Source organism: Pseudovibrio flavus (genome assembly GCF_009711345.1).
GTDB classification, from domain to species: Bacteria; Pseudomonadota; Alphaproteobacteria; order Rhizobiales; family Stappiaceae; genus Pseudovibrio; species Pseudovibrio flavus.
On sequence record NZ_SMMA01000057.1, the window covers coordinates 98,389 to 119,313 of the forward strand.

Genomic DNA, 20,925 nt, shown 5'->3' on the forward strand with positions numbered 1-20,925 from the left:
CTGAAATTGTTAGTCGGACTGGCTTTGGGACTGGCGACGGCGGGCGACCTTCTGCTTTAAAGTCATGCGATCACGAGACGATACACCCAGCAATTCTGCGACGCGCCAAATGGTGTTATCTTCGAACTCATGAACAACGCCGTCGGCGTACACCATCTCCCACATCAACTCGATAATGTTACGGCGTTCGTCTTCATCCAGATGTCGTTTGAGCATTGAAGTGAAGCCGTAAAGGTCCACCGCCTCGCTGTCTTTTTCCCGCGCAAGGGCAACAAGTTCAGCAGACTGTGCGGGTGTGAGCTGATAATGGCCTTCTAGGGTTTGAGTGAGCTGGTCCAGTTCGACTTGCTCTACCTCTCCATCGACGGCGATAACGTGAAAGAGTAGTGCTGCTGCGGAAAGGCGATAATCTTCTTCTCCGAACTCTTTCTTTTCTGACGGTTCGCCAGTCAGTTCCTTGAAGAGCGTTTTTATCGAGTTCAGCATTATAAATCCTGTTTTGAAAGCGGATGGGGATCGCTTTGAGCTCAAAACCCCGATAGCTTTCGCGGGGTCATTTGTGCTTGAGAGTAATGGAGCGACGCCCAAATAGGCAATGGGTACTTGAGAATTAGCGCGGGCAACAGTTACCAGCTTGTTGTTGTTGACCCGTTAGGATGATGGGGATGGATTGAAAGCGTACGTCTCGTAAACTTCTCTTAACCTTATTTTAGACGTTTTCTCATTGCCCAAAGGGCTATATTGAATTTGAGCTGCAATTAAGGCGGGGCGGCATTTGTTCACTCGCTTGAATCGGGTAAAGCGGAACCCATGAAACGTGTTCTAGTTGTTGGTGGTGCCCTGCTTGTTGTGGGCGCCGGGGTTATTGTTGCCTCTCCTAGCCTTGTTCCTCAGCAGATGCTTAGAGAGAGCATAGCGGAAGGCTTTTTTGAGACTACTGGATGGCGTTTGCGGCTTGATGGGCGCAGCGATGTTAGCGTGCTGCCTAACCTCACCCTCCAGATTGACAATGTTGGTATTGCCGGTGCCTCTGCTGCTGACGGCTTTGAGTTCGCTCGCGCCGAAAGGGTTGACCTGCACATTGGCTGGCTTGGTGTCATTGCCGTCTCTCCAGAAATTCTCAGCGCTACGATTATCAAGCCTAGGGTTGATCTTGAGTTTGACCGAAGCGGGCAGGCGAGCTGGCGACCTGTTCAAGGGGCGGGCTATCTGAAGGCAGCTGTTGGTGCCGACGAGCAGCCAAAAGCTGTTGGACCCTTTGCAACGCTCGGCTATTTACAGGACCTTGCTATCGAGAAGGTCAGTATCGTCGATGGCGAAGTGAATTACCGTGATGGTGAGACCGAGGGGCCGGTGACAGTTGGTGGCATCAACGCCAGCTTGCTGAATGCTGGTTCTGGAGGCGCGCTCACTCTTGACGGGAATCTGGTTTACGAAAATGTCTGGCTTGGTTTTGATGGGCGTATCGGCTCGACAAAGTCGCTGGCAGAGGGCCTACAGACGGCAGTCGATGTTACATTGAACGCTGGTGATAGCGGTCCAGTAAACTTTAAGGGCCAGTTGGCGTTTGGTTCGCACCCGGTTGGAAGCCTGCAGGTTTCTAGTGATGTGCCTGAGTTTTCAAAGTTTATGGCAGCTGTTGGGCGTCCGAACATGAGCGATGTTGGCCCGCTGAATATTGAGGGCGGCATTCGGCTTCGCGACAACGGTATCCAGACCAAAGGTATGCGTCTGGAAATCGGTTCCCTTGCTGTATCGGGGCGTGCGCAGCTCAGCTATCTGGAAGATGGCTTGGAGCTAAAGGGTGATGTTTCCGGCGGCTCCCTGCCGTTTGCTACGCTCTTGAATCTAGCCGGTGTTGCCAAACCTTCCTCCGGCGTTACCGAACTTGACGTGTCCTTCTATGGTCTGGGCCGCTCATTAAGCGATATCTATGAAGGCTTGGAGCTCGAAGGGCAGGCAGCGATTAAAAATGGCCGAATTGCTGGCCTTACCTTGCCTGAGCTTGTTGCCGTAAGCGGGCGTGACGAGGCGATTGAAGACATTGATCTCAAGCTCGATTTTTCCAGAACCGATGCGCCTGTCGCACTTTCAGGCAAGGCACGTTGGCAGGGTGAACCGGTTGATTTCAACGGTACGCTCTCGGAAAACTCGATACTGGACATTAAGGCTGGCTCGAAGCGGTTCCTCGCAGGCTATGAGGGTAGCTTGCGCATGGATGAAGAAGCTCTGCCGGGTCGGTTCTCCTTTTCGACTGACGCGTTGGACAGGTTTGCCAATTGGTATGGCAAGGATCTGCCAGACTACCTAAGCGGCCAACGGTTTCAGGTGTCCGGTAGCTTTACCGAAAAGGACAGAACGCTTGAGGCAACGGATCTGTTGCTGACTTTGGATGGTCTACGTGTAAGCGGTGATGGTAGTGTGACATCCGGCGAGAAGCCGCTGGTGCGCGGCTCCTTTGATGTATCCGAGGTCGTTCTTGACCGCGTTATGACCCGCTTCAAGCCGAGCACTGTAGGCGGTGAGCGTGTTTACGATCTATCAGCGCTCAGGTCCCTTGATGTGGATGTTGACCTTCTCATTCGCCGGTTCAAGGCGGGCGACTTGCGAGCCACCAATGCTCAGCTGACTGCGTTTTCCGAAGAAGGTCGCCTTACTATCGATTTGGCGAACGCCGAAGTTTATGGCGGTCAGAGTGAGGGCCGTATCTTGCTGAACGGCGCAACGGTTGAACCGTCCCTTTCTGCCGACCTTAGCTTAGCCAAGATTGATAGTTCGCCGTTCCTTGCTTCCGTTTCTGATCTGCCGCAGATCGACGGGCAGCTCAACGCGATTATGAATGTTTCTTCTACCGGCAAAGGTCTTGATGAAATCTGGAGCAACCTGAACGGTGCCATGAGCTTCAGAATGAGCGAGGGTACTTTGTACGATCTTGACCTTGATGGTCTGGTTCGCTCGGTCGAGGGGCAGACCATCGAAGGGTGGCCGCTTTCTGATGGTGCGAAAACCGCATTCTCAACGTGGGGTGCCGATGTTGTGTTTGCAGATGGTCGGGCACAGTTTGAAGCGCTGACATTGCAAAGCGACAGCTCGCTCATTGAAGGGCGCGGCGATATTGATCTGTCTGATGGCCGTGTGAACTGGCAGTTGATGCCAAGCTTCTTCGATCAAGCTTCTAACGGTGAAGCGGGCGCTGCAACAACTTTTGCTGCTGCAGAAGTGCCCCTTTGGGTTCATGGTGACTTTGATAAGCCTAGCTTCTCGCAGACAGCTGAGGCCCCATTGAAGACAGCCTCTCTGCCTGCCGGTTTAGTTCCAAGCAATGAAGACATCACACAACGGCTTGCCGAGCGCCTTGCTATTCGTCAGCTAACCCGTGCTGAGGTCAAGCCAGAGGTGGAGCCACAGGCGCTTGATCTGCCTGTTCGCGAGGTAACCGAGAGCTCACCTGAAGTCGAAACCGTCTTGGATATTGACGGTGTGGCTGTCGCTGCAAAGTCTGAAGAGCTGGACATGGTGCCTCCGCAAAAACCAATTGGTGTGGCTGCACCGGTATCCGCACCTGCAGCTGGGGCTGCTGATGGAACGATCTCTGTCGCGGGTACCAAAGCCGTTAAAGGCGAGCAGCGGACAGTTGTTTCAAACTCTGGCGGGGCTAACGGCGACATCAATGTGCAAGATGTTGCAGCAGGCACGGCGGACGATGATGCGATTTTGAAGTCTATCGAGGAAGCATGGGGTGTTACGCCCGGCTACCTAACTGGTAACGAGTAATGTGGTTGGTGGTGTGGCCTTGAACGCTACATCACCAAACGTCTGTTTAACGCGAGCATCTAGGAGTTTGCGTAGCTCTTGAGGCGTTGTTCCAATGTGCCGCTGTGAAGTTCGAAAAGGTGGTTGTCGTAGTCATAGAAATAGATGGAACGGCCTTCCCCTTTAACCCGCTTGCGGTCTGGCAGTACGGTTGCCCCTAGCTGTTGAAGCCGCGCTCGGTATTGGTCAAGCAAGCAGTCTTCTACATAAAAAGCGGTGTGATTGTAGCTGCGTTCTTTGAGAGGATCGCCTTCCATAATGGCAATCCATAAACCGCCGAGTTTGAAGAACATTTCGGCTGAATGGGAAAAATGTTCGTCCCCACTGTTGTAGATTTGCGTTGCCCCTAACTCCTCAACGAACAGTCGCGAGGTTCGTTCAAGATCAGAAACAATAAACGTGATGTGGCTAAGGCTCTCAATCATTCCCAACCCCCCTTTCTTTTTTGCTTCTGCATGACTATGGCCTGAAAGGCAGTCTGCGCACCTGCGGGAAGCAAAAATAATTCGAAAATATCTATCCAAAGCAATATGCAGAAACCGCCCTTTCTACGGGCGCTCTTTTAAAGATCATGACGCAACAACTTAAAATACAAAAAAAGGCAATTGAGCGGCGTGGTGGTGTTTCCCTCTGGAAGCAGATCGCAGAAGAAATTAAAGGCTCGCTTTCACGCTGGCGCGTAGGCGAGGGAGAGCAAATCCCGACCGAGCATGAACTCTCCAAGGTGTTTGCGGTAAACCGACACACGGTTCGCCGTGCAATCGCGCAGTTGGTGTCAGAAGGTGTGCTTCGCGCAGATCAGGGTAAAGGCACCTTTGTTGCCAAGGCGCCTACTGCGAAGACGGAAGAACCGCAGTTTCAGTTTACCGACAACGGTACCGGACAAAACCTGAAACTGCGTGAGCGCACTTTGAATGTGCGTAGCATTTCAGCTTCCGCTGGCCTTGCTATTCAGTTCGATGTGGCTGAGGGAACGGAGCTGATCGAGGTTGAGCAGCTTGGCTTTTCAAGCACTACGCCTGTGATGCTAACGACTTCATGGTTTGTGAAAGAAGCGTTTCCTGCACTTGAGGATTATCTTGCCCGCTCGACTTCTTTGTCGAAGTTTTTGAGCAAACACGGGCATCCTGACTATGCTGCACGCGAGACCCGCGTCTCTGCTGATCTTTGTTCGGCTTCGCAAGCGAACCTGCTGGAAACAGAAGACGGTTCACCTTTGTTGGTGCTGTACTCTCTTGAAGTCAGCGTTGACGGAACCCCGCTGCAGGTAAGCCGCAGCTATGTTTCAGCAGACCATCTGCACCTAACTCTGAGTGCTTGAGGTTACTTCTCCTGCCAAAAGCGCGGTGTTGCAGAGAACTCCTGCCACTGCTTTATGGCGGTATCCCACGACTGGCTGGCGCGGCATGTGTGCCAGCCAACCATATAGCTGACAACTGCCAGATCATTGGGATCGGTGCCGTGCTTGGACGTCAAGTTTTCCAGCAATTGCTCCGCCAAGGTCACGTCATTCAAGTAGCCAAGAATTGTCTGCAGCTTCTTTGAAGAGGCCAGAAACTTGTCCGCTTGTTTTCCATCAAATAGGCCCTGACAAAACTCGGCGGTATAGCGCATGGTTTTTAGCGTTTTGCGAAGGGTATGCCGCTCTTCAATGCTCAGCGATTCAATGCCGGAAGCATCCTTGCGACTTGCCTTCCAACGCTCCTCAAGTGCTTGGCGGGCGAAATCTGCAGCTTTCATTTTGGCAGCGTCGCGATGTTTACGTCCTGCATCTTCGCGCCACTTCTTCACCTCAATAAACTCGCCCAGAGACAAGATGAGGTGATTGGTTGGCTCGCTCTTAAGATGCCGCTTCAGTTCCTTGTGTAGCTCAATGCGTTTTTGTGCGAGCCTACCTGTAAGGGTACTGGCATCCAAACTTGGCGGTAGAGATGATTGCAGTTCAGGAAGCAATTCCTCGATCATCACGTCGAGGTCGCGCAAGTCCCCAGCCAGCTTTGCCAGATGCTTGGCGGGCTGTTCCAAGAGTTGGAAGGTCTGCTTGCGCATGATCGGTCTGAATAAGCGAAGAGCGCTTCTCAAACGGCGAATGCCTACACGAAACTGATGAACAGGTTCGGAGGCATCACTGAACAGTACTGCATAGCGGTTGACTATGATTTGCTGCAGGCAGGACCGCAACACGGCCTGAAAGGCGTCTTCGGCATTCCATTTCTGCTTTAGCTTGATTGGTAGCGCTGGCTGAAAATCTGAGTGAGACGGCGGTTTCGTGCCTTCTGAGAGGCGGTAACCGATCTCTGCCTTGCTCATGCTGGAAAACAGGAAGGCCTGATCCTTCACCAATATCTTCGCTAGGGCAAACAGTGCCTCGGGCTTTCCGGTAATGAGTTCAAGTTCTATCTCGTTGAGAGGAACCTTACTGTTGTCAGCTATTGCGTCACCGATGTCGAAAGCGACTTCGATCTCGTCACCCTCAGGGGAGTTGTACAAGGTTGCCGTGCGCACAACGTTGGTTTCAAAAAGAGGCGAGACTTTTTCCTTCCTCAGCAATTTACGAAGGGAAGGCTCCAGCATGTCCTCAGGGATTTTTTCTGGCTCCAGAGCTTGGCCAGATACCGCGCACTCAAACTCCTCGGTGCGCGACAAGCCACAGTGTAGTTTTCGCCCCGACTTTACGGTCTGAAACCACAATTCCGCAGCCTGACGAAGCCGAATAGCAGTGCCAGCTTCCAGAAAATGGCGCTTTTTGCTGTCATAATAGATCGTGCGAAGGCGCTTGATGTCCAAAGTCTCACAGCGATAGGCCAAAGGCGGGTCCTGATCTCGCAGGCGCTTAAGGGTATCAGCCGTGACAGTTAGCTTGAGTTCAAGCTCGGACATAAACTCAGTTTCCCTGATAAGTCATGCCGTTAGGGCACTTTTACTTAATTCGAATAGGCAGAGTCATCGGATTCTGGGCGGTTGTAAAGGCCGCATAGAGGTTGTTTAACCCTTTCGATTCGCCAGTTCTTATTAAAGCCCTTAGATGCTTGCAGTTAATCACAGGTTTCGCTTGCGTTTTATTGCGTAAGTATAAGTGATTTATATATTTTCCGAGCTTCCTAATGAGATGCGTCGCTTTGGTAACTGGGACATTTTTTGGGCGGTACTAGGAAAATAGCATGGTTGTTCACTATAGTTGCAAGATAGCGGCTTTGGATTAACCGCCAATTACGCTGTAGCAGCGTACCTTGCCCTATACCCCTTGATAAACGCAGGAAACTGCGGTTTTTCCCGAGGGGCGACCCGCTTGAAACGAGTAAGTGTGGTCGCTAAAAGATGCGCAAATAAGAAGAAGAATTCGAGGAAGCGTTATGCGAGTGCTTATTGGGCTAGCTCTCTCACTTTTGACATCCGTAGGCTTTGCTGTTGCGCAAGAGGCTACCGAGCCGAAGGGCTTTGACCCTAGTAAGATCAGGGCATATGGACGTGTCGAAATGCTCCGTCTTCCTGAAGGCAATCTGGAAATGGAAGCCAAGCTTGATACCGGTGCTGACACTTCGTCCATCGGCATCATCGAGAGCGAAGTCTTCAAAAAAGGTGACGACGACTGGGTTCGTTTCTCCATTGAAGGAAACGGTGGCTATGTGGCCGAGTTCGAGCGCAAGGTCGAACGATTTGTCCGCATCAAAAACCGTCCAGAAGGTGAAGCGCGCCGCCCTGTGGTCATTATGGAGCTGTGCATTGGAGACATTTCCGAGTTCGTGGAAGTGAATCTGGCAGACCGCTCCGACTTCAGTACCCAAGCTCTTGTAGGAAGAACGTTTCTTGAAAACGGTATTCTCGTGAATGTCGCGGCAGAGCACACGACAAAGCCGGACTGCTGATAAAGGCCGAGCCTATGCGTAATATTCAAATAATTTTATTGACGGCGGTCCTCGTCGTCTTTGGCCTGTCTATCTTTCTTTATAAGGCAGCTTATCTGGGCTATCCGCTTTGGCCGGACGAGCGCGCAAAGACCTTTGAAATCGAGGCTCGCGTTACCATTGACGATGTGAATGGGCCACTAAAGGCAACTATGGTGGTGCCGCAGTCTAACGGTCACTTCGGCATTGTTGACGAGCTGTTCTACTCCTCCGGTATGGGCCAGACCTCGTCTACTGATAGCCGTGGCAACCGCATCTACACGCTTGCTGCGCGTGAGGCTGAAGGGCGTCGCTCCTTCTATTACCGTGCAAAGCTCTACCAGTTCACCGCCGACATTTCGCAGGACCCGTCGCAGGAACAGTTGGCGGTTATGCTGGATGTGCCGAGCTTGCTGGAGGGCTATCCGCAGCCACAGGCAGAGGCGCTGGAAGCTCTGGTTGCCAAATACATTGCCAACTCCACCGATGCTGACAATTTGGTGCGCCTTGCAATTTCCTCGCTTGAAGACGGGCGTATGACCGATGAGGAGCGTATTGCGCTGGACCTGTCGCCGGGCTCTTCTCCAAGTGACCTTGATAAGGCCCGCTTTATTGCCCTAGCACTGCGAACCGACGGTGTGCCTGCCTACGTGGTTGGCGGTTTGAACCTCAGCGGTTCGCACCGGCTTGCCAAGCCTGTTCACTGGGTGAACGTTTGGAACGGTGAGCGCTGGGTCAACTACAACATGAATTCCGGCGACCCACGGGTTCCTGACACCTATTTCGAGTGGTGGCGTGACCGTCCAAGCATGGTAACCGTTGATGGCGGTCGCCTTCGCCGTTTGTCACTGGCGCATTCGGAAGAGATTTCTCCGCGTGAGGAAGCCTCTGCTGCGCTTGCCAAGATCATTCAGGATCCGCTTGCACAGATGACCTTGTTCGGTCTGCCGATTGAAGTTCAGCAGGTCTACAAGGTTCTGTTGCTCGTGCCGATTGGGGCGCTGACCCTCATCATTTTGCGCCAGATTATCGGTATCAAAACATTCGGCGTCTTTATGCCGGTGCTGATTGCGCTGTCCTTCCGGCAAACCCAGCTTGTAAACGGCATCATTCTTTTCACCACCATCACAATGGTTGGCCTTGCCTTCCGCCTCTACTTCGAGAGGTTGAAGTTATTGTCGGTGCCGCGATTATCGGCGGTGCTCATTGTGATCATTATCTTGATGGTGATGTACTCGTTCTTCCTTGAGCAATTCGCGCTTGGTAGCGGTCTCTCGATAGCCTTGTTCCCTGTGGTCATTCTAACCATGACCGTGGAGCGAATGTCTGTGATCTGGGAAGAGTACGGTCCAAAGGAGTGCTTCCAACAAGGTGCGGGAACGCTGCTTGTCGCTGTCATCTGTTACATCGTCATGCAGCTGGATGAAGTTCAGTTCCTTGTCTTTGTGTATCCGGAACTGCTTTTGGTTCTGCTGGCTGTTGCAATCTGGTTTGGTCGCTACACCGGATATCGTCTTACCGAGTTGGTGCGGTTCAAATCGCTGGCTGAAAAAGGGGCGCCGTGATGTTCTTCACCACCCCTTCAAAACTGCGGGCCGCTGGTGTTGTGGGCATTAATGCCCGCAATGCGGCCTATGTAATCCCGCAGAACAAGCGCAGCCTTTACCCGTTGGTGGATGATAAGTCCAAAACCAAGGTGATTGCGGTTGAGGCTGGTTTGGCTGTGCCGGAGCTTTACGGCATTATCGAACAGCATAGCCAGATCCGCAGGCTGCGTAAGACATTAGGGGATCGCACTTCATTTGTCGTCAAGCCTGCGCAGGGGTCGCAGGGCAACGGCATTATGGTGATTGAAGATCGCGTTGAAGGCGGTTGGCGCAAAGTTGGTGGTTCGAGTATCTCCGACAGCGACTTCAACTTCTATCTGTCTAACATCATCTCCGGCATGTACTCGCTGGCAGGGCGTCCTGATAAGGCGCTCATCGAATACCGCGTGGAGTTCGATCCGGTCTTTGACCAGATCACCTATAAGGGCGTGCCTGACATCCGCGTTGTTGTTTATCGCGGTATTCCGGTTATGGCGATGCTACGTCTGCCAACCCGCGCTTCTGACGGTAAAGCTAACTTGCACAAAGCCGGTATTGGCGCAGGCGTTGATATGGCCACAGGTATTACGCTTGGCGGCGTACAAAACGATATGCCGGTGGACGTTCATCCCGATACGGGAAGCTCCATTCAAGGGCTACAGATCCCGGGTTGGGATACGATCCTGGATATTTCCACCCGCAGTGCTGATGCCGCTGGTCTGGGCTACATGGGCGTGGACATTGTTCTTGATAAGAACCTTGGGCCGCTGATCCTTGAGCTTAACGCACGTCCGGGGTTGGCAATCCAGATCGCTAACAGCGAGGGTTTGCGCCATCGTCTGGATAAGGTTGATGCTGTGGCGGGAACTATGGAAAGCGTTGAAGAGCGTCTCGACTTCGTGCGCCGTACCTTTGGTGTGCTGCCAACAGCAGAGTGACGCTCGCGTCTTCCCTGCTATGTGAACAGAAAAGGCTGCCTTCGGTTTGGAGAGCAGCCTTTGTTTTTTGCTACTGGTCCTCAGTGAGCAGAGGATCCTGATCGAAAAGATAACCATCGAAGGCAGGGTCTTCTACGTCTGAAAGGTCCATCAAGCGGGCGCGAACGTTTTCCAAGTGCTGCCACATAGCCTTGCGTGCTGCTTGAGGGTCTCTGACCTGAAGTGCCAGCAGAATATCCTGATGGTCTCCAAGCCACTCCTCACGATAGGTCTTGTCGAAAATCCGGTCGTGCAGCTTCTCCCACATGCGGGAGCGCTTGCGAAGGCGCCAGAGGTTTGCTGCGATCTCCACCAGAACCGAGTTCTGAGTGGATTCTGCAATGAGCATATGGAACTCTTCGTCGGCCTCTTCGCCGCCGGTTGGTTCTCTCAGCTCGCGGCGTTCTTTGTCCAGCGCATTCCGCATACGCTGGATGTCTGCTTTGGTGACGGTTGTTGCAGCAAACGCGGTAATGTTGCTTTCGACGAGCTGTCTTGCTTGAAGTAGCTCGAATGGACCAATGTCGCCTACAACTTGGGCTGCTTCATCGTCAGAGAGAGGGAGGGCAACAATGTATGCGCCTGAGCCTTTTCGAACCTCAATGAGACCCTGAATTTCCAGCATAATCATAGCTTCACGGACCAAGGAGCGGCTGACCCCAAGTTCCTCGGAAATCTGTCTCTCAGGGCGCAAGCGATCACCCACGCTATACTGCTCGGACAGCATTTCCTGCTTCAAGATCTCTGCTACGTCTTGATAACGCCTACGCTGGTTCTCTTCTGGCACCAAAGTTCCCCTGTCTGGTGTCGATCATATTGTAACTATGGACAGATTCCTGAACAAGTTCACGCCCTATATTGATACGTGAAAATACAGCGATAGAGCAAGGAGGGGGACGGACTTTCCAGTCAGAATAGTAAAATATGGTAAGGGGCTTCAACAGGATAGGGCGCTCAAAGAGCGCCCTTAGGCCTAGTCTTTGGCTTTCCAGCGACGCAGGAGCGCCGCGTTGGTAACGACCGAGACAGAACTCATAGCCATGGCAGCACCTGCGATGACAGGGGAAAGCAAGCCAAGAGCCGCAAGCGGTATGCCGATCACGTTATAAATAAACGCCCAGAAAAGGTTCTGGTGGATCTTGCGGAGCGTTGCCTTAGAGATATCTAGCGAGGCGGCAATCATCATTGGGTCTGAGCGCATCAAAGTGATGCTGGCAGCTTCCAGAGCTACATCTGTGCCTGAGCCCATGGCGATGCCAAGATCTGCAGTTGCAAGGGCAGGGGCATCGTTGATGCCGTCACCAACCATCGCAACGGTTTTGCCCTCGGCTTGAAGCTTTTGGATAACAGCGTTCTTGCCTGTTGGCTGGATGCGGGCGTGAACCTCCTCAATGCCAAGCGCATCTGCAACTGCCTGAGCAGCGCGGTCTGCATCGCCTGTCAGAAGGACGGTTTTGATGCCCTTGGCTTTCAACGCATCAATTGCAGCCTTTGAGGTTTCGCGAGGTTCATCTGCAAAACCGAGAACACCCACGGCGCGGTCATCAAGCGCAACAGTAACGGCTGTCTGGCCTTCTGCTTCAAATGTTTTGATGAGGCCCTTTGCCATCATGCTGGAAACGCCCAGCTCGTCCATCAGCGCTTCATTACCGATAGCAACGCGCTGTCCTGCAAGCTCTGCGACGAGACCCTTACCCGGAACTGCCTGAACGGTATGGGCTTTGCCAAGGCGGATGTTGTTGGCCTTAGCTGCTTCTACCACTGCATGAGCAAGCGGATGCTCACTGTTTTGCTGCAAAGTTGCCGCGATAAACAGAAGGCGCTCTTCTTTGCGGTCAAAAGCCTGAAGCTTGACCAGCTGCGGCTTGCCTACTGTCAAAGTGCCGGTTTTATCCAGCACGACTGTATCGACCTTATGGGCGCTTTCTAGTGCCTGAATATCGCGGATCAAGATGCCGGAGCGTGCTGCAGCGCCTGTACCCGCAACAAGAGCTGTAGGCGTTGCAAGCCCAAGAGCGCATGGGCAGGCAATTACGAGCACGGCAACGGCGGCGCTGATTGCGCTGTCGGTATCGCCGGTCAGTGCGATCCAGAGGCCGAGAGTTGCCAGAGAGATGACCAGAATGACCGGAACGAAGATGGAGGATACTTTGTCGACCAGCTTTTGAACCGGAGCCTTGGAGATTTGCGCGTTCTCGACAAGGCGGATGATCTGGGCAAGGCGTGTTGCTTCACCGAGCGCTGTTGTTTTTACATGAAGAACGCCAGAGCCATTGATGGTGCCGCCGGTAACTGTATCGCCCTCTGTTTTTGCAACAGGAAGGCTCTCGCCCGTAAGCATGGACTCGTCAACTTCTGTGATCCCCTCAAGGACCAGACCGTCTGTAGGAATGCTTTCACCGGGTTTGACGAGAATGATATCGCCAAGACGCAGTTCGGAGATGCGGACGACCTCGGTTTCATCACCAACTACTCGGGTTGCTTTGTCTGGGCGCAGAGCTACAAGAGCGCGAACGGCAGCAGTTGTTGACCGTTTTGCGCGGTGTTCAAGGTATTTGCCAAACAGAACAAGGGTCAAGATGACAGCCGACGCCTCAAAGTAGAGGTGCATAGTGCCATCGCTTGCTGGCGCCAGCATGGTATAGAGGCTGTAGCCGTAGGCAGCTGTTGTTCCCAGTGCGACCAACACGTCCATATTTGCGCCGCCATGGCGCAGCGCGTTGAATGCGCCTTTATAGAAACGGGCACCAACGAAGACCTGTACCGGTGTTGCCAGAACAAGCTGAAGCAAGGCTGGCAGGTGCCAGTCTAAGCCAAATGGCATGCCCAGCATTGGCGCAACAAGCGGCAAACTGAGAAGCGCAGAGGCTACGAGCAGCATAAAGGTGCGTTGCTCTTCGCGCTTATCTTCCGCTTCCTGTTTTTCTCTCAGGATACGGGCAGCATTGATGTCGCTTTCCTTAAGGGTAGCGCTAAATCCGGCAATGGAGACAATCTGGATAATGTCGGTGGCGGTAAGAGGGTAATACGCCTTAACCTCTGCAGCGTCCATGGCGAGATTTACCGAAGCATCCGCCACGCCTTCCGTGTTGCGAAGCGTCTTCTCAACGCGAGAAGCGCAACCTGCGCAGGTCATGCCTTTGATTTCGATTTTGTAGGTAACCGGGGCAGGGGAGGTGTGTACGGTCATCATGTATTCCGGAGCGAGTGTTACCGCGCCAAGCTATTTGATTTTCTTGAGATTATAAATGCCTGAATCGATACGTGCGCAGTGAAAAGCTGTGGTTTGCGGAAGAAGCTGTTCTCCCGCAAACCACTATCTGATTAGGCGATTGCCAAAGCCTCTGTGGAAAGAAGCTCCATGCTTGGCATCAGGCTCAACAACTCCTTGGTGTAAGGGTGCTGAGGGTTTTCGAAGAGACTGTCAGTCTCGTTCTGCTCAAGCAGTTCGCCGTAGCGCATTACGCCGACGCGGTTACACATCTGGCGAATAACAGCAAGATCGTGACTGATGAAGAGCATGGTAAGGCCTAGCTCTTCTTGCAGATCTTTCAATAGGTTGAGGATCTGCGCCTGAATAGACACGTCCAGAGCCGATGTTGGCTCGTCACATAGCAAGAAGCGTGGGCGTGTCGCCAAAGCACGGGCAATGGAGATACGCTGACGCTGACCGCCGGAGAACTCGTGCGGGAACTTCTTGCCAGCAGCAGCACCAAGGCCAACGTGCTCCAGAAGGTCTTCCACGATGCCGTAGGCCTCTGCATTGGTTGCAGCAAGTTTGTGGAACTTGATCGGCTCCGCCACGATATCGCGCACGCGCATACGCGAGTTCAGAGAGGAGAACGGATCCTGGAAGATCATCTGCATCTGGCGGCGCATGGCCAGCACTTGCTTCTTGTCTCTCAGGTTCGTCAATTCCTGTCCGGCAAAGTTTACAGAGCCGCCACTTGGGTCATAAAGACCAGTGATGACGCGGGCGACTGTAGACTTGCCTGAACCACTTTCCCCCACAAGGCCATAGGTTTCGCCCGGCATAATGTCGAAGCTTACCTTTTTCAGCGCTTGGAAGTACTGACGGTTCTTTGCAATCCATGCGTTTTTGGTAAGGAACCGCATGTCGATGTCTTTGACGGACAGCAGTGGGCCGTCAACGGCCTTGTAGTCACGCGCTTTACCGAGCCAGTGGGTGGAAATGTCGATCTGCTTGAATGGCTTTGCGGACCCTTCAATGTAATCAACCTGCGGGAAACGCTCCACCTTTACGTCTGGACGCGGAACAGCTGCAATGAGGCTCTTGGTGTACTCATGACGCGGAGCGCCAAGTACCTGAGCTGTCTCGCCATATTCCACCAGATCACCGCGGTACATAACCGCTACGTGGTCTGTGATGTCGGCAATCACACCCATATCGTGGGTGATAACCAACATTGCGACGTTTTTCTCGGTGCAGAGTTTCTTCATCAGTTCCAGAATCTGGGCCTGAATGGAAACATCGAGCGCAGTGGTCGGCTCGTCGGCGATGACGACTTCAGGCTCTGCACACAAAGCAAGAGCGATAACCACACGCTGGCGCATACCACCTGAGAACTGGTGCGGGTACTGTTTTACGCGCTCTGACGGGTTTGGAATGCCCACCTGATCGAGAAGATCAATAGCACGCTGCTGCGCTTCCTGCTTGGTGACCGGAAGGTGTTCCAAGATGGTTTCAACCAGCTGGAACTCAACCGTTTGCAATGGATCCAAAGAGGTCAGTGGATCCTGAAAGATCATGCCGATGCGTTTACCGCGCAGGGCACGCATTGGCTTGGCTGGCAGATTGTCGATGCGCTGGCCGTCCAGATGGATTTCACCTGTGCCGATACGGCCCGGTGCTTCCAGAAGGCCGATAACGGCGTTACCGACGGTGGACTTACCAGCACCGGATTCACCGACTACGCCAAGGATCTTACCCTTTTCGATGGAAAGGTTCACATCGCGTGCTGCAACGAAAACGTCTTTGCGGCTTGGGAACTCAACGCTGAGGCCGCGGATATCTAGGATACTCATTATCACCGCCTCCTTAACGCAGTTTCGGGTTCAGCGCATCGCGCAGCCAGTCGCCAAGCAAGTTGACGGCCAGTACGAGAATAGCCAGAGCCAGACCCGGGAAGATTGCGATCCACCATTCACCGGAGAACAGGAAGTCGTTACCGATACGGATCAGGGTACCCAGAGATGGCTGGGTTGCCGGAACACCCACACCAAGGAACGACAGTGTCGCTTCGGTGATGATTGCCAGCGCAAGGTTGATGGTTGCAATAACCAGAACCGGACCCATGACGTTTGGTAGAACGTGGCGGATCATGATGATGAAGGAAGGGATGCCGATCACGCGTGCAGCCTGAACGTATTCCTTGTTCTTCTCAACCATTGTGGAGCCACGCACAGTACGGGCGTACTGCACCCAGAAGGACAGGCCAATGGAGAAGGTGAGAATCCAGATTGCCCATTTCTCGCGGTCAAGGTTGCCTACGATGCCGTTGGCTACGCCGTCGATGAGAAGCGCAATCAAAATAGCAGGGAAGGTCAGCTGGATTTCTGCGATACGCATGATAATGGCATCGGTTCTGCCGCCAACATAGCCGGAAACAAGACCGAGGAAGATGCCGAGCACTGCTGCAAAACCAACAGACAGGAAGCCAACAGCAAGTGAGATGCGCATACCGTACATAATGCCGGAGAGCATGTCGCGGCCCTGATCATCTGTACCAAGCAGGAAGCGTGGATCAGACCATTCCATGCCAACTGGCGGGACGCGTGCGTCCAAAATGCTGATCTGTGCCAGATCAAACGGGTTGTGCGGGGCAATCCAAGGGGCAAGAAGCGCTGTCAGCATGAAGACGAGCGTTACGATTGCCGCAAGAACGGTCACCTTGGACTTGATGAAGCTATGGAAGATATCGCTATCGAGAATACGGGCGATACGGCCCTTCGCTTTTTCTTCGCCGGTGTTTAAAGTTTGGTCAGTCATGTTCGCCTCCCTTAAAGACCGGATCGCTCGGTCCGCAGGCGCGGATCGATGACAAAGTAAAGGATATCAACGGCAAGGTTGATGACGACGAAGATGAAGGCCGTAAGCATCAGGTAGGCAGCCATAATTGGAATGTCTACGTTCTGAACAGCTTGCAGGAAGAGCAAGCCCATGCCCGGCCACTGGAACACAGTTTCGGTAATAATCGCGAACGCGATGATCGAGCCAAGCTGCAGACCGGTGATGGTGATAACCGGCACCATGGTGTTTTTCAGCGCATGGATGAAGTTGATCGACCGGTTCGGCAAACCACGAGCCCGTGCGAACTTGATGTAGTCGGTACGGATAACCTCCAGCATCTCAGCGCGAATTAGGCGCATGATCAAAGTCATCTGGAAGAGGCCGAGCGTAATAGCTGGCAAGATCAGCGCTTTAAGACCGGAAAGGGTCAAGAAGCCTGTAGTCCACCAACTGCCTATTTCTACCACTTCTCCGCGCCCGAACGAGGGCAGCCATTGCAGTGTTACCGAGAACACGAAGATCAGCAGGATGCCGATGAAGAAGGTTGGCAGGGACACGCCGATCAGCGAGACCGACAGGAAAAACTTGGAAAGCGGCGAGTGACGGTTGAGACCGGTGTAAACGCCCATTGGTACGCCCACAACAAGGGCAAAGATTGCTGAAACGAGAGACAGTTCCAGTGTTGCCGGAAGGCGCTTGCCAATCAGATCGGCTACCGGTTGCTTGAACTGGTAGGAGTTGCCGAAGTCAAACTGCATTGCACCCATGATGAAACGGACAAACTGGACAATGATCGGATCATTAAGACCCAGCCGTTCTCGGAGCGCTTCGCGCTGCTCAGGGGTGGTTTCGATTCCAACCATCTGGTTGACCGGATCGCCCACAAAACGGAACAGAAGGAAGGATATGAGAGCCACTACGACCATGACCACAAGGGCCATGACAAGGCGGCGGGAAATAAAGCCAAACATCGTTTTCTTTACATTTTTGTTGGTTAAAGAGAAGAACCCGGAGCAGGTGCACCGGGTTCCGTGGTCGCTTGGCGATGTAAGCCGTTAGTTCTTCACGACGTAGCGGAAGTCGAACTGGTTATCCGCGCGCTGCTTGAGGGAAACGTTGTTAGCAACGCCCCAAGCCAGACCCTGCTGGTGCAGTGGGATGTGAGAGACTTCTTCAGTTGTGATTTTGTAGGCTTCAGAGATGTAGCCGTTGCGGATCTCTGGGTCGTTCTCGGAGAGAATCTTGCCAGTCAGCTCATCAACCTTTTCGTTGCAGTAGCCGCCGAGGTTGAACGGACCGCCGTTGCCAGCGTCGTCACGGCAGTTATGCAGGTTCAGAAGAACGTTGTAGCTGTCGAAGGAACCTGGGGTCCAGCCGAGCAGATAGAAGGAGGTGTCGTAACCGCCAGATGCCAGAACCTTAGCGAAGTACTTCGCCTTAGGCTGTGCATTGAGGTCTACCTTAACGCCAACGCGTGCAAGGAATGCTGCAACGGTTTGACAGATTGCTTCGTCGTTCACGTAGCGATCGTTCGGGCAGTCCATGCCAACGGAGAAGCCATCTGCGTAGCCAGCTTCTGCAAGCAGGGCCTTGGATGCTTCTGGGTCGTATGGGAAGCGCTGGAACTCGTCAGAGTTTGCGAACAGGAACGGAGAGATCATGATAGCGGAAGGCTCGGACAGGCCGCGCATTACTTTCGCCTTGATCGCATCCATGTCGATTGCCTGATAGAAGGCTTTACGAACACGAACGTCCTGGAACGGGTTTTTGCCCTTAACGTCAGAGTAGATCAGCTCATCACGCTTCTGGTCGAAACCAAGGAAGATGGTGCGCAGCTCTGGGCCGGTCAGTGCAGTGGTTTCAGCGTTGTCGTTTACACGCTTGATGTCCTGCACAGGAATTGGGTAAACCATGTCCAGCTCACCGGAAAGAAGTGCTGCAACGCGGGTTGCATCAGATCCGATCGGGGTGAACTCTACGCTGTCGAGGTTGTGCTTTGGAGCATCCCACCAGTCAGCGTTCTTTTCAAAGATGGTCTGAACGCCCGGCTCATGCTTGCTGATTGTGAACGGGCCAGTACCGTTTGCATTCAAAGAAGCATAGTTCGGGTTGGTGTCGGAAGCAGAAGTTACCTTCACAGCTTCGTTTGCTTCAGTCCATTCCTTATCCATGATGTACCAAGTGGACCACTCGGAATGCAGGATCGGGTTTGGCGCGGACAGAACGAAGTCTACTGTGTAGTCGTCTACAATCTCTACCTTCACATCAGCAGCAATGCGAGTGGTAAGGTCAGAGCCTTCAGAGCGAATACGATCAGCAGAGAATGCTACGTCTTCAGCGGTAAAGTCGTTGCCATTGTGGAACTTAACACCCTTGCGCAGGTGGAAGCGCCAGCGGGTTGGTTCTACAACTTCCCAGCTTTCTGCCAGAGATGGAATGATTTCCAGATCTGCGCTGCGCTGAACAAGACCCTCATACACGTTGCCGTGCATGCTGAGTGTGAATGTTTCATTCAGGCTGTACGGATCAAGCTGATTGTAGGTGCCCTGAAATGCGAACTTCAGCGTCTCGGCAGATGCCTGGCCGCTAATAAGTGCAGCAACAACGGCAGCCGCTGCTCCAATGCGATAACGCATGTTCCCCTTAACTCCTATTTTTGCCCCAACGGTTCCCCGATGTGCTTCGGAGGCCGCAGAAATTTTTATGCTGTAAGCCTCCCCTGCATGAGGCACTTACAGCTAACGGTAGAGGAGTTTACTTAAGTAATTTCACGCGTCTAGAGGGTTTTGATTATTATTTGGTCACATGACGTTAGGGTTAATTTTGATAGACTGCGATTTCCAAGAGAAATGAGAGGGTTCCGTAGGTTTGCCGTAATCCGGTTTCCCCCAATCGCTAATATTGCTTGTGAGAATATCTGGCTAAGAACGCCGTTTTTCGTGCAATATTAGTAGCTGTTCGTCCAAAAGGAGCGAATCTTGTAGCAATGTGACCGCAAGAGGCCGCGCTCTACCTCTAATATCAATAGTGGTTTGCTCGCCGATTTTGGTGGCTTCGATGCCTACAGAGCGCAGCAGCTTGTTAGAGACGATTGCCGTTACTGAAAATTCCTTGGTTGCCGCTTCCAGCCTGCTGGCCACATTCACAGTATCGCCTAGTGCTGTGAGGCCGGACTCCATAGCGTTGCCATAGTCGAGGCCAATTCTGCCAACAATGACTTGTCCCGCATGCAGGCCAATACCGATGCGCAGGGGAATATCTAGCTGGTTGGCAAGGTCTGCGTTGATGCGCTCCAGTTCTTTTTGCGCTTCGCCAATTACCTTCAAAGCGCCGAGATAACCCGACGCGTCGTCTGTCTCTACGCCAAACAGCACCATGATGCCGTCGCCCATAACCTTATCTATCAGGCCGCCGTGTTCCACTACCACTTTTGCCATGCCCTTGAGGTACCGGTTCAGCAGAAAAACGACGTCGTAAGGGTACCGGTGCTCGGAAATTTTAGTGAAGTCTCGCAGATCGATAAACATGACCGCGACCGACGTTTCAACGCCCCACTGATAAGCATCAATAACAGGCCGTTTGGCGGTGAACATGTCTTTGGTGCTCAGGAGCGGGAAGACCGAGAGGTTCGCTTGAGGGCGAAGCTGGCAGGCAAGCCTCACGCCCTTGGCAGCGCGAATTTTGGAAAGGACTTTTGCCTCTGCTTCACTGGGTTCGGGCAGGGGCTGGGCGGAGGACAGGATGAGCGTTCGGCAGGTGGAGCAGCGCGCTTTACCGCCGCAGACCGACATCATCGGTAGCTTATTGGCTCGGCTTATCTCCAGCAGGGTTTGGCCGGGAGCAACCCTAACCGTTGATCCTCCCGGATAGCTGACTGCGATCTTTCTTTGCAGTTTTGCAACGAACTTGCGGGAGACAATTAAAAGAAACAGGGCAACCAGGATGCCCAGCATTCCAAGGCGCCCCCACTGGGCTAACATTCCGATGATCTCCCGTTCTCCGGGCTTATAGTTGTCGATTGTATCGCCTGTTAGGTAGAGGTGGCGTGCAGCTTGCGTCCATCCCGTTGTGGCCAGAACTGGCACAACGACGGCGAGCAGTAGAAGATATGGCTTGAGGTCTTGATACCAAGCATGCCGTCTGAGCCAGAAGTGAATACCAAGACAGCCGTGCACCCACACGATGCTGATCAAGATGGTTTGCGTCCAGAAGTTATCCGGCCAAAGCACCGTTAGCTCGTGGTAGTAGTCCACGTAGGTGCCGAAAATCATCTCCGCTCCCCGCGTATGCAGGATGTGGGGGATGAGGAAGAAAGGTATCGCAAGGCCAAGGGTTAGCTGCATGCCCTCCCAGAAAGGCATTGCAAAGGTGCGCCGCCTTGCGACTTTCCATAGTGAAAGAACAAAGTGCACCACGAACGCGCCGTAGAGCAGCGCGCCGCCTATGGCTGAATGCCAGACGAGATAGCGCCAGTCTTGCAGGTGCTGCATAAGCACTACGGAGATGTTTCCTGCAGCGTGGTTTAGAAAATGGGTCAGCGCGAACGTAAACAGAATGAGGCCGGAGACGAGCCGAAGAAGTCGTACCCATTCGGATCTTGCAGGATAGGCGCTGCTTTGAATGCTCATGGTCCG

Annotated in this window: 15 protein-coding genes; 5 read left to right on the forward strand and 10 right to left on the reverse strand. The window is 53.2% G+C overall.

Going from position 1 to position 20,925, the window contains the following annotated elements:
- Positions 1-9 precede the first annotated feature (9 nt).
- Entirely contained in the window at positions 10-486 is a 477-nt protein-coding gene (locus tag E1162_RS06425) for a tellurite resistance TerB family protein (RefSeq protein ID WP_155128437.1), read from the reverse strand.
- A 324-nt stretch (positions 487-810) separates the two neighbouring features.
- On the opposite strand from E1162_RS06425, the gene E1162_RS06430 reads away from it, so the two are divergent.
- Positions 811-3,774 (forward strand): AsmA family protein, encoded by a 2,964-nt coding sequence (locus tag E1162_RS06430; RefSeq protein WP_155128439.1) that lies wholly within the window; start codon positions 811-813, stop codon positions 3,772-3,774.
- A gap of 59 nt (positions 3,775-3,833) precedes the next feature.
- On the opposite strand, the gene fosX is transcribed toward E1162_RS06430, so the two are convergent.
- Positions 3,834-4,238 carry a FosX/FosE/FosI family fosfomycin resistance hydrolase gene (fosX, locus tag E1162_RS06435; protein WP_155128441.1) on the reverse strand — a complete coding sequence of 135 codons (405 nt, stop codon included), beginning with the start codon at positions 4,236-4,238 and terminating at the stop codon, positions 3,834-3,836.
- Between the two features lie 146 nt (positions 4,239-4,384).
- Here fosX and phnF point away from each other — a divergent pair, with 146 nt between their 5' ends.
- Positions 4,385-5,134 carry a phosphonate metabolism transcriptional regulator PhnF gene (gene phnF / locus E1162_RS06440; protein WP_155128443.1) on the forward strand — a complete coding sequence of 250 codons (750 nt, stop codon included), beginning with the start codon at positions 4,385-4,387 and terminating at the stop codon, positions 5,132-5,134.
- Positions 5,135-5,136: 2 nt separating this feature from the next.
- Here phnF and E1162_RS06445 read toward each other — a convergent pair whose 3' ends face one another.
- Entirely contained in the window at positions 5,137-6,693 is a 1,557-nt protein-coding gene (locus E1162_RS06445) for a CYTH and CHAD domain-containing protein (RefSeq protein WP_155128445.1), read from the reverse strand.
- Positions 6,694-7,166: 473 nt separating this feature from the next.
- On the opposite strand from E1162_RS06445, the gene E1162_RS06450 reads away from it, so the two are divergent.
- From E1162_RS06450 to E1162_RS06460, 3 genes are read left to right on the forward strand one after another with little or no spacing between them, the layout of a single operon-like run.
- Complete coding sequence (locus E1162_RS06450; protein ID WP_155128447.1) at positions 7,167-7,679, forward strand: ATP-dependent zinc protease family protein; 513 nt, start codon at positions 7,167-7,169, stop codon at positions 7,677-7,679.
- A 14-nt stretch (positions 7,680-7,693) separates the two neighbouring features.
- On the forward strand, positions 7,694-9,262 hold the full coding sequence (locus E1162_RS06455; protein WP_155128449.1) for a UUP1 family membrane protein: 1,569 nt from the start codon (positions 7,694-7,696) through the stop codon (positions 9,260-9,262).
- Complete coding sequence (locus E1162_RS06460; protein ID WP_155128451.1) at positions 9,262-10,221, forward strand: alpha-L-glutamate ligase-like protein; 960 nt, start codon at positions 9,262-9,264, stop codon at positions 10,219-10,221. Before E1162_RS06455 ends, E1162_RS06460 begins: the two co-directional genes overlap by 1 nt.
- Before the next feature lie 70 nt (positions 10,222-10,291).
- Here E1162_RS06460 and E1162_RS06465 read toward each other — a convergent pair whose 3' ends face one another.
- From E1162_RS06465 to E1162_RS06495, 7 genes are all read right to left on the reverse strand, one after another.
- Positions 10,292-11,047: an FCD domain-containing protein gene (locus E1162_RS06465; RefSeq protein ID WP_371311831.1), complete on the reverse strand. Its 756-nt coding sequence runs from the start codon at positions 11,045-11,047 to the stop codon at positions 10,292-10,294.
- A gap of 186 nt (positions 11,048-11,233) precedes the next feature.
- Positions 11,234-13,450, reverse strand: a complete 2,217-nt coding sequence (locus tag E1162_RS06470) for a heavy metal translocating P-type ATPase (protein ID WP_155128453.1) — start codon at positions 13,448-13,450, stop codon at positions 11,234-11,236.
- A gap of 134 nt (positions 13,451-13,584) precedes the next feature.
- Entirely contained in the window at positions 13,585-15,306 is a 1,722-nt protein-coding gene (locus E1162_RS06475; protein WP_155128455.1) for an ABC transporter ATP-binding protein, read from the reverse strand.
- Positions 15,307-15,319: 13 nt separating this feature from the next.
- A complete protein-coding gene (locus tag E1162_RS06480) occupies positions 15,320-16,270 on the reverse strand; it encodes an ABC transporter permease (protein WP_155128457.1) in 951 nt (316 codons plus the stop codon).
- An 11-nt stretch (positions 16,271-16,281) separates the two neighbouring features.
- Entirely contained in the window at positions 16,282-17,262 is a 981-nt protein-coding gene (locus tag E1162_RS06485) for an ABC transporter permease (protein WP_155128459.1), read from the reverse strand.
- Between the two features lie 84 nt (positions 17,263-17,346).
- Positions 17,347-18,927 carry an ABC transporter substrate-binding protein gene (locus tag E1162_RS06490; RefSeq protein WP_155128461.1) on the reverse strand — a complete coding sequence of 527 codons (1,581 nt, stop codon included), beginning with the start codon at positions 18,925-18,927 and terminating at the stop codon, positions 17,347-17,349.
- A gap of 285 nt (positions 18,928-19,212) precedes the next feature.
- Complete coding sequence (locus E1162_RS06495; RefSeq protein WP_155128463.1) at positions 19,213-20,919, reverse strand: adenylate/guanylate cyclase domain-containing protein; 1,707 nt, start codon at positions 20,917-20,919, stop codon at positions 19,213-19,215.
- Between the last annotated feature and the right edge of the window lie 6 nt (positions 20,920-20,925).

Excerpts from the sequence above, each read along its gene's own strand:
- E1162_RS06480 (WP_155128457.1), bottom strand. The coding sequence starts at position 16,270 with ATGACTGACCAAACTTTAAACACCGGCGAAGAAAAAGCGAAGGGCCGT.
- E1162_RS06470 (WP_155128453.1), bottom strand. The coding sequence starts at position 13,450 with ATGACCGTACACACCTCCCCTGCCCCGGTTACCTACAAAATCGAAATC.
- E1162_RS06455 (WP_155128449.1), top strand. The coding sequence starts at position 7,694 with ATGCGTAATATTCAAATAATTTTATTGACGGCGGTCCTCGTCGTCTTT.
- E1162_RS06460 (WP_155128451.1), top strand. The coding sequence starts at position 9,262 with ATGTTCTTCACCACCCCTTCAAAACTGCGGGCCGCTGGTGTTGTGGGC.
- E1162_RS06495 (WP_155128463.1), bottom strand. The coding sequence starts at position 20,919 with ATGAGCATTCAAAGCAGCGCCTATCCTGCAAGATCCGAATGGGTACGA.
- phnF (WP_155128443.1), top strand. The coding sequence starts at position 4,385 with ATGACGCAACAACTTAAAATACAAAAAAAGGCAATTGAGCGGCGTGGT.
- fosX (WP_155128441.1), bottom strand. The coding sequence starts at position 4,238 with ATGATTGAGAGCCTTAGCCACATCACGTTTATTGTTTCTGATCTTGAA.
- E1162_RS06430 (WP_155128439.1), top strand. The coding sequence starts at position 811 with ATGAAACGTGTTCTAGTTGTTGGTGGTGCCCTGCTTGTTGTGGGCGCC.
- E1162_RS06450 (WP_155128447.1), top strand. The coding sequence starts at position 7,167 with ATGCGAGTGCTTATTGGGCTAGCTCTCTCACTTTTGACATCCGTAGGC.
- E1162_RS06475 (WP_155128455.1), bottom strand. The coding sequence starts at position 15,306 with ATGAGTATCCTAGATATCCGCGGCCTCAGCGTTGAGTTCCCAAGCCGC.
- E1162_RS06425 (WP_155128437.1), bottom strand. The coding sequence starts at position 486 with ATGCTGAACTCGATAAAAACGCTCTTCAAGGAACTGACTGGCGAACCG.
- E1162_RS06485 (WP_155128459.1), bottom strand. The coding sequence starts at position 17,262 with ATGTTTGGCTTTATTTCCCGCCGCCTTGTCATGGCCCTTGTGGTCATG.
- E1162_RS06445 (WP_155128445.1), bottom strand. The coding sequence starts at position 6,693 with ATGTCCGAGCTTGAACTCAAGCTAACTGTCACGGCTGATACCCTTAAG.
- E1162_RS06490 (WP_155128461.1), bottom strand. The coding sequence starts at position 18,927 with ATGCGTTATCGCATTGGAGCAGCGGCTGCCGTTGTTGCTGCACTTATT.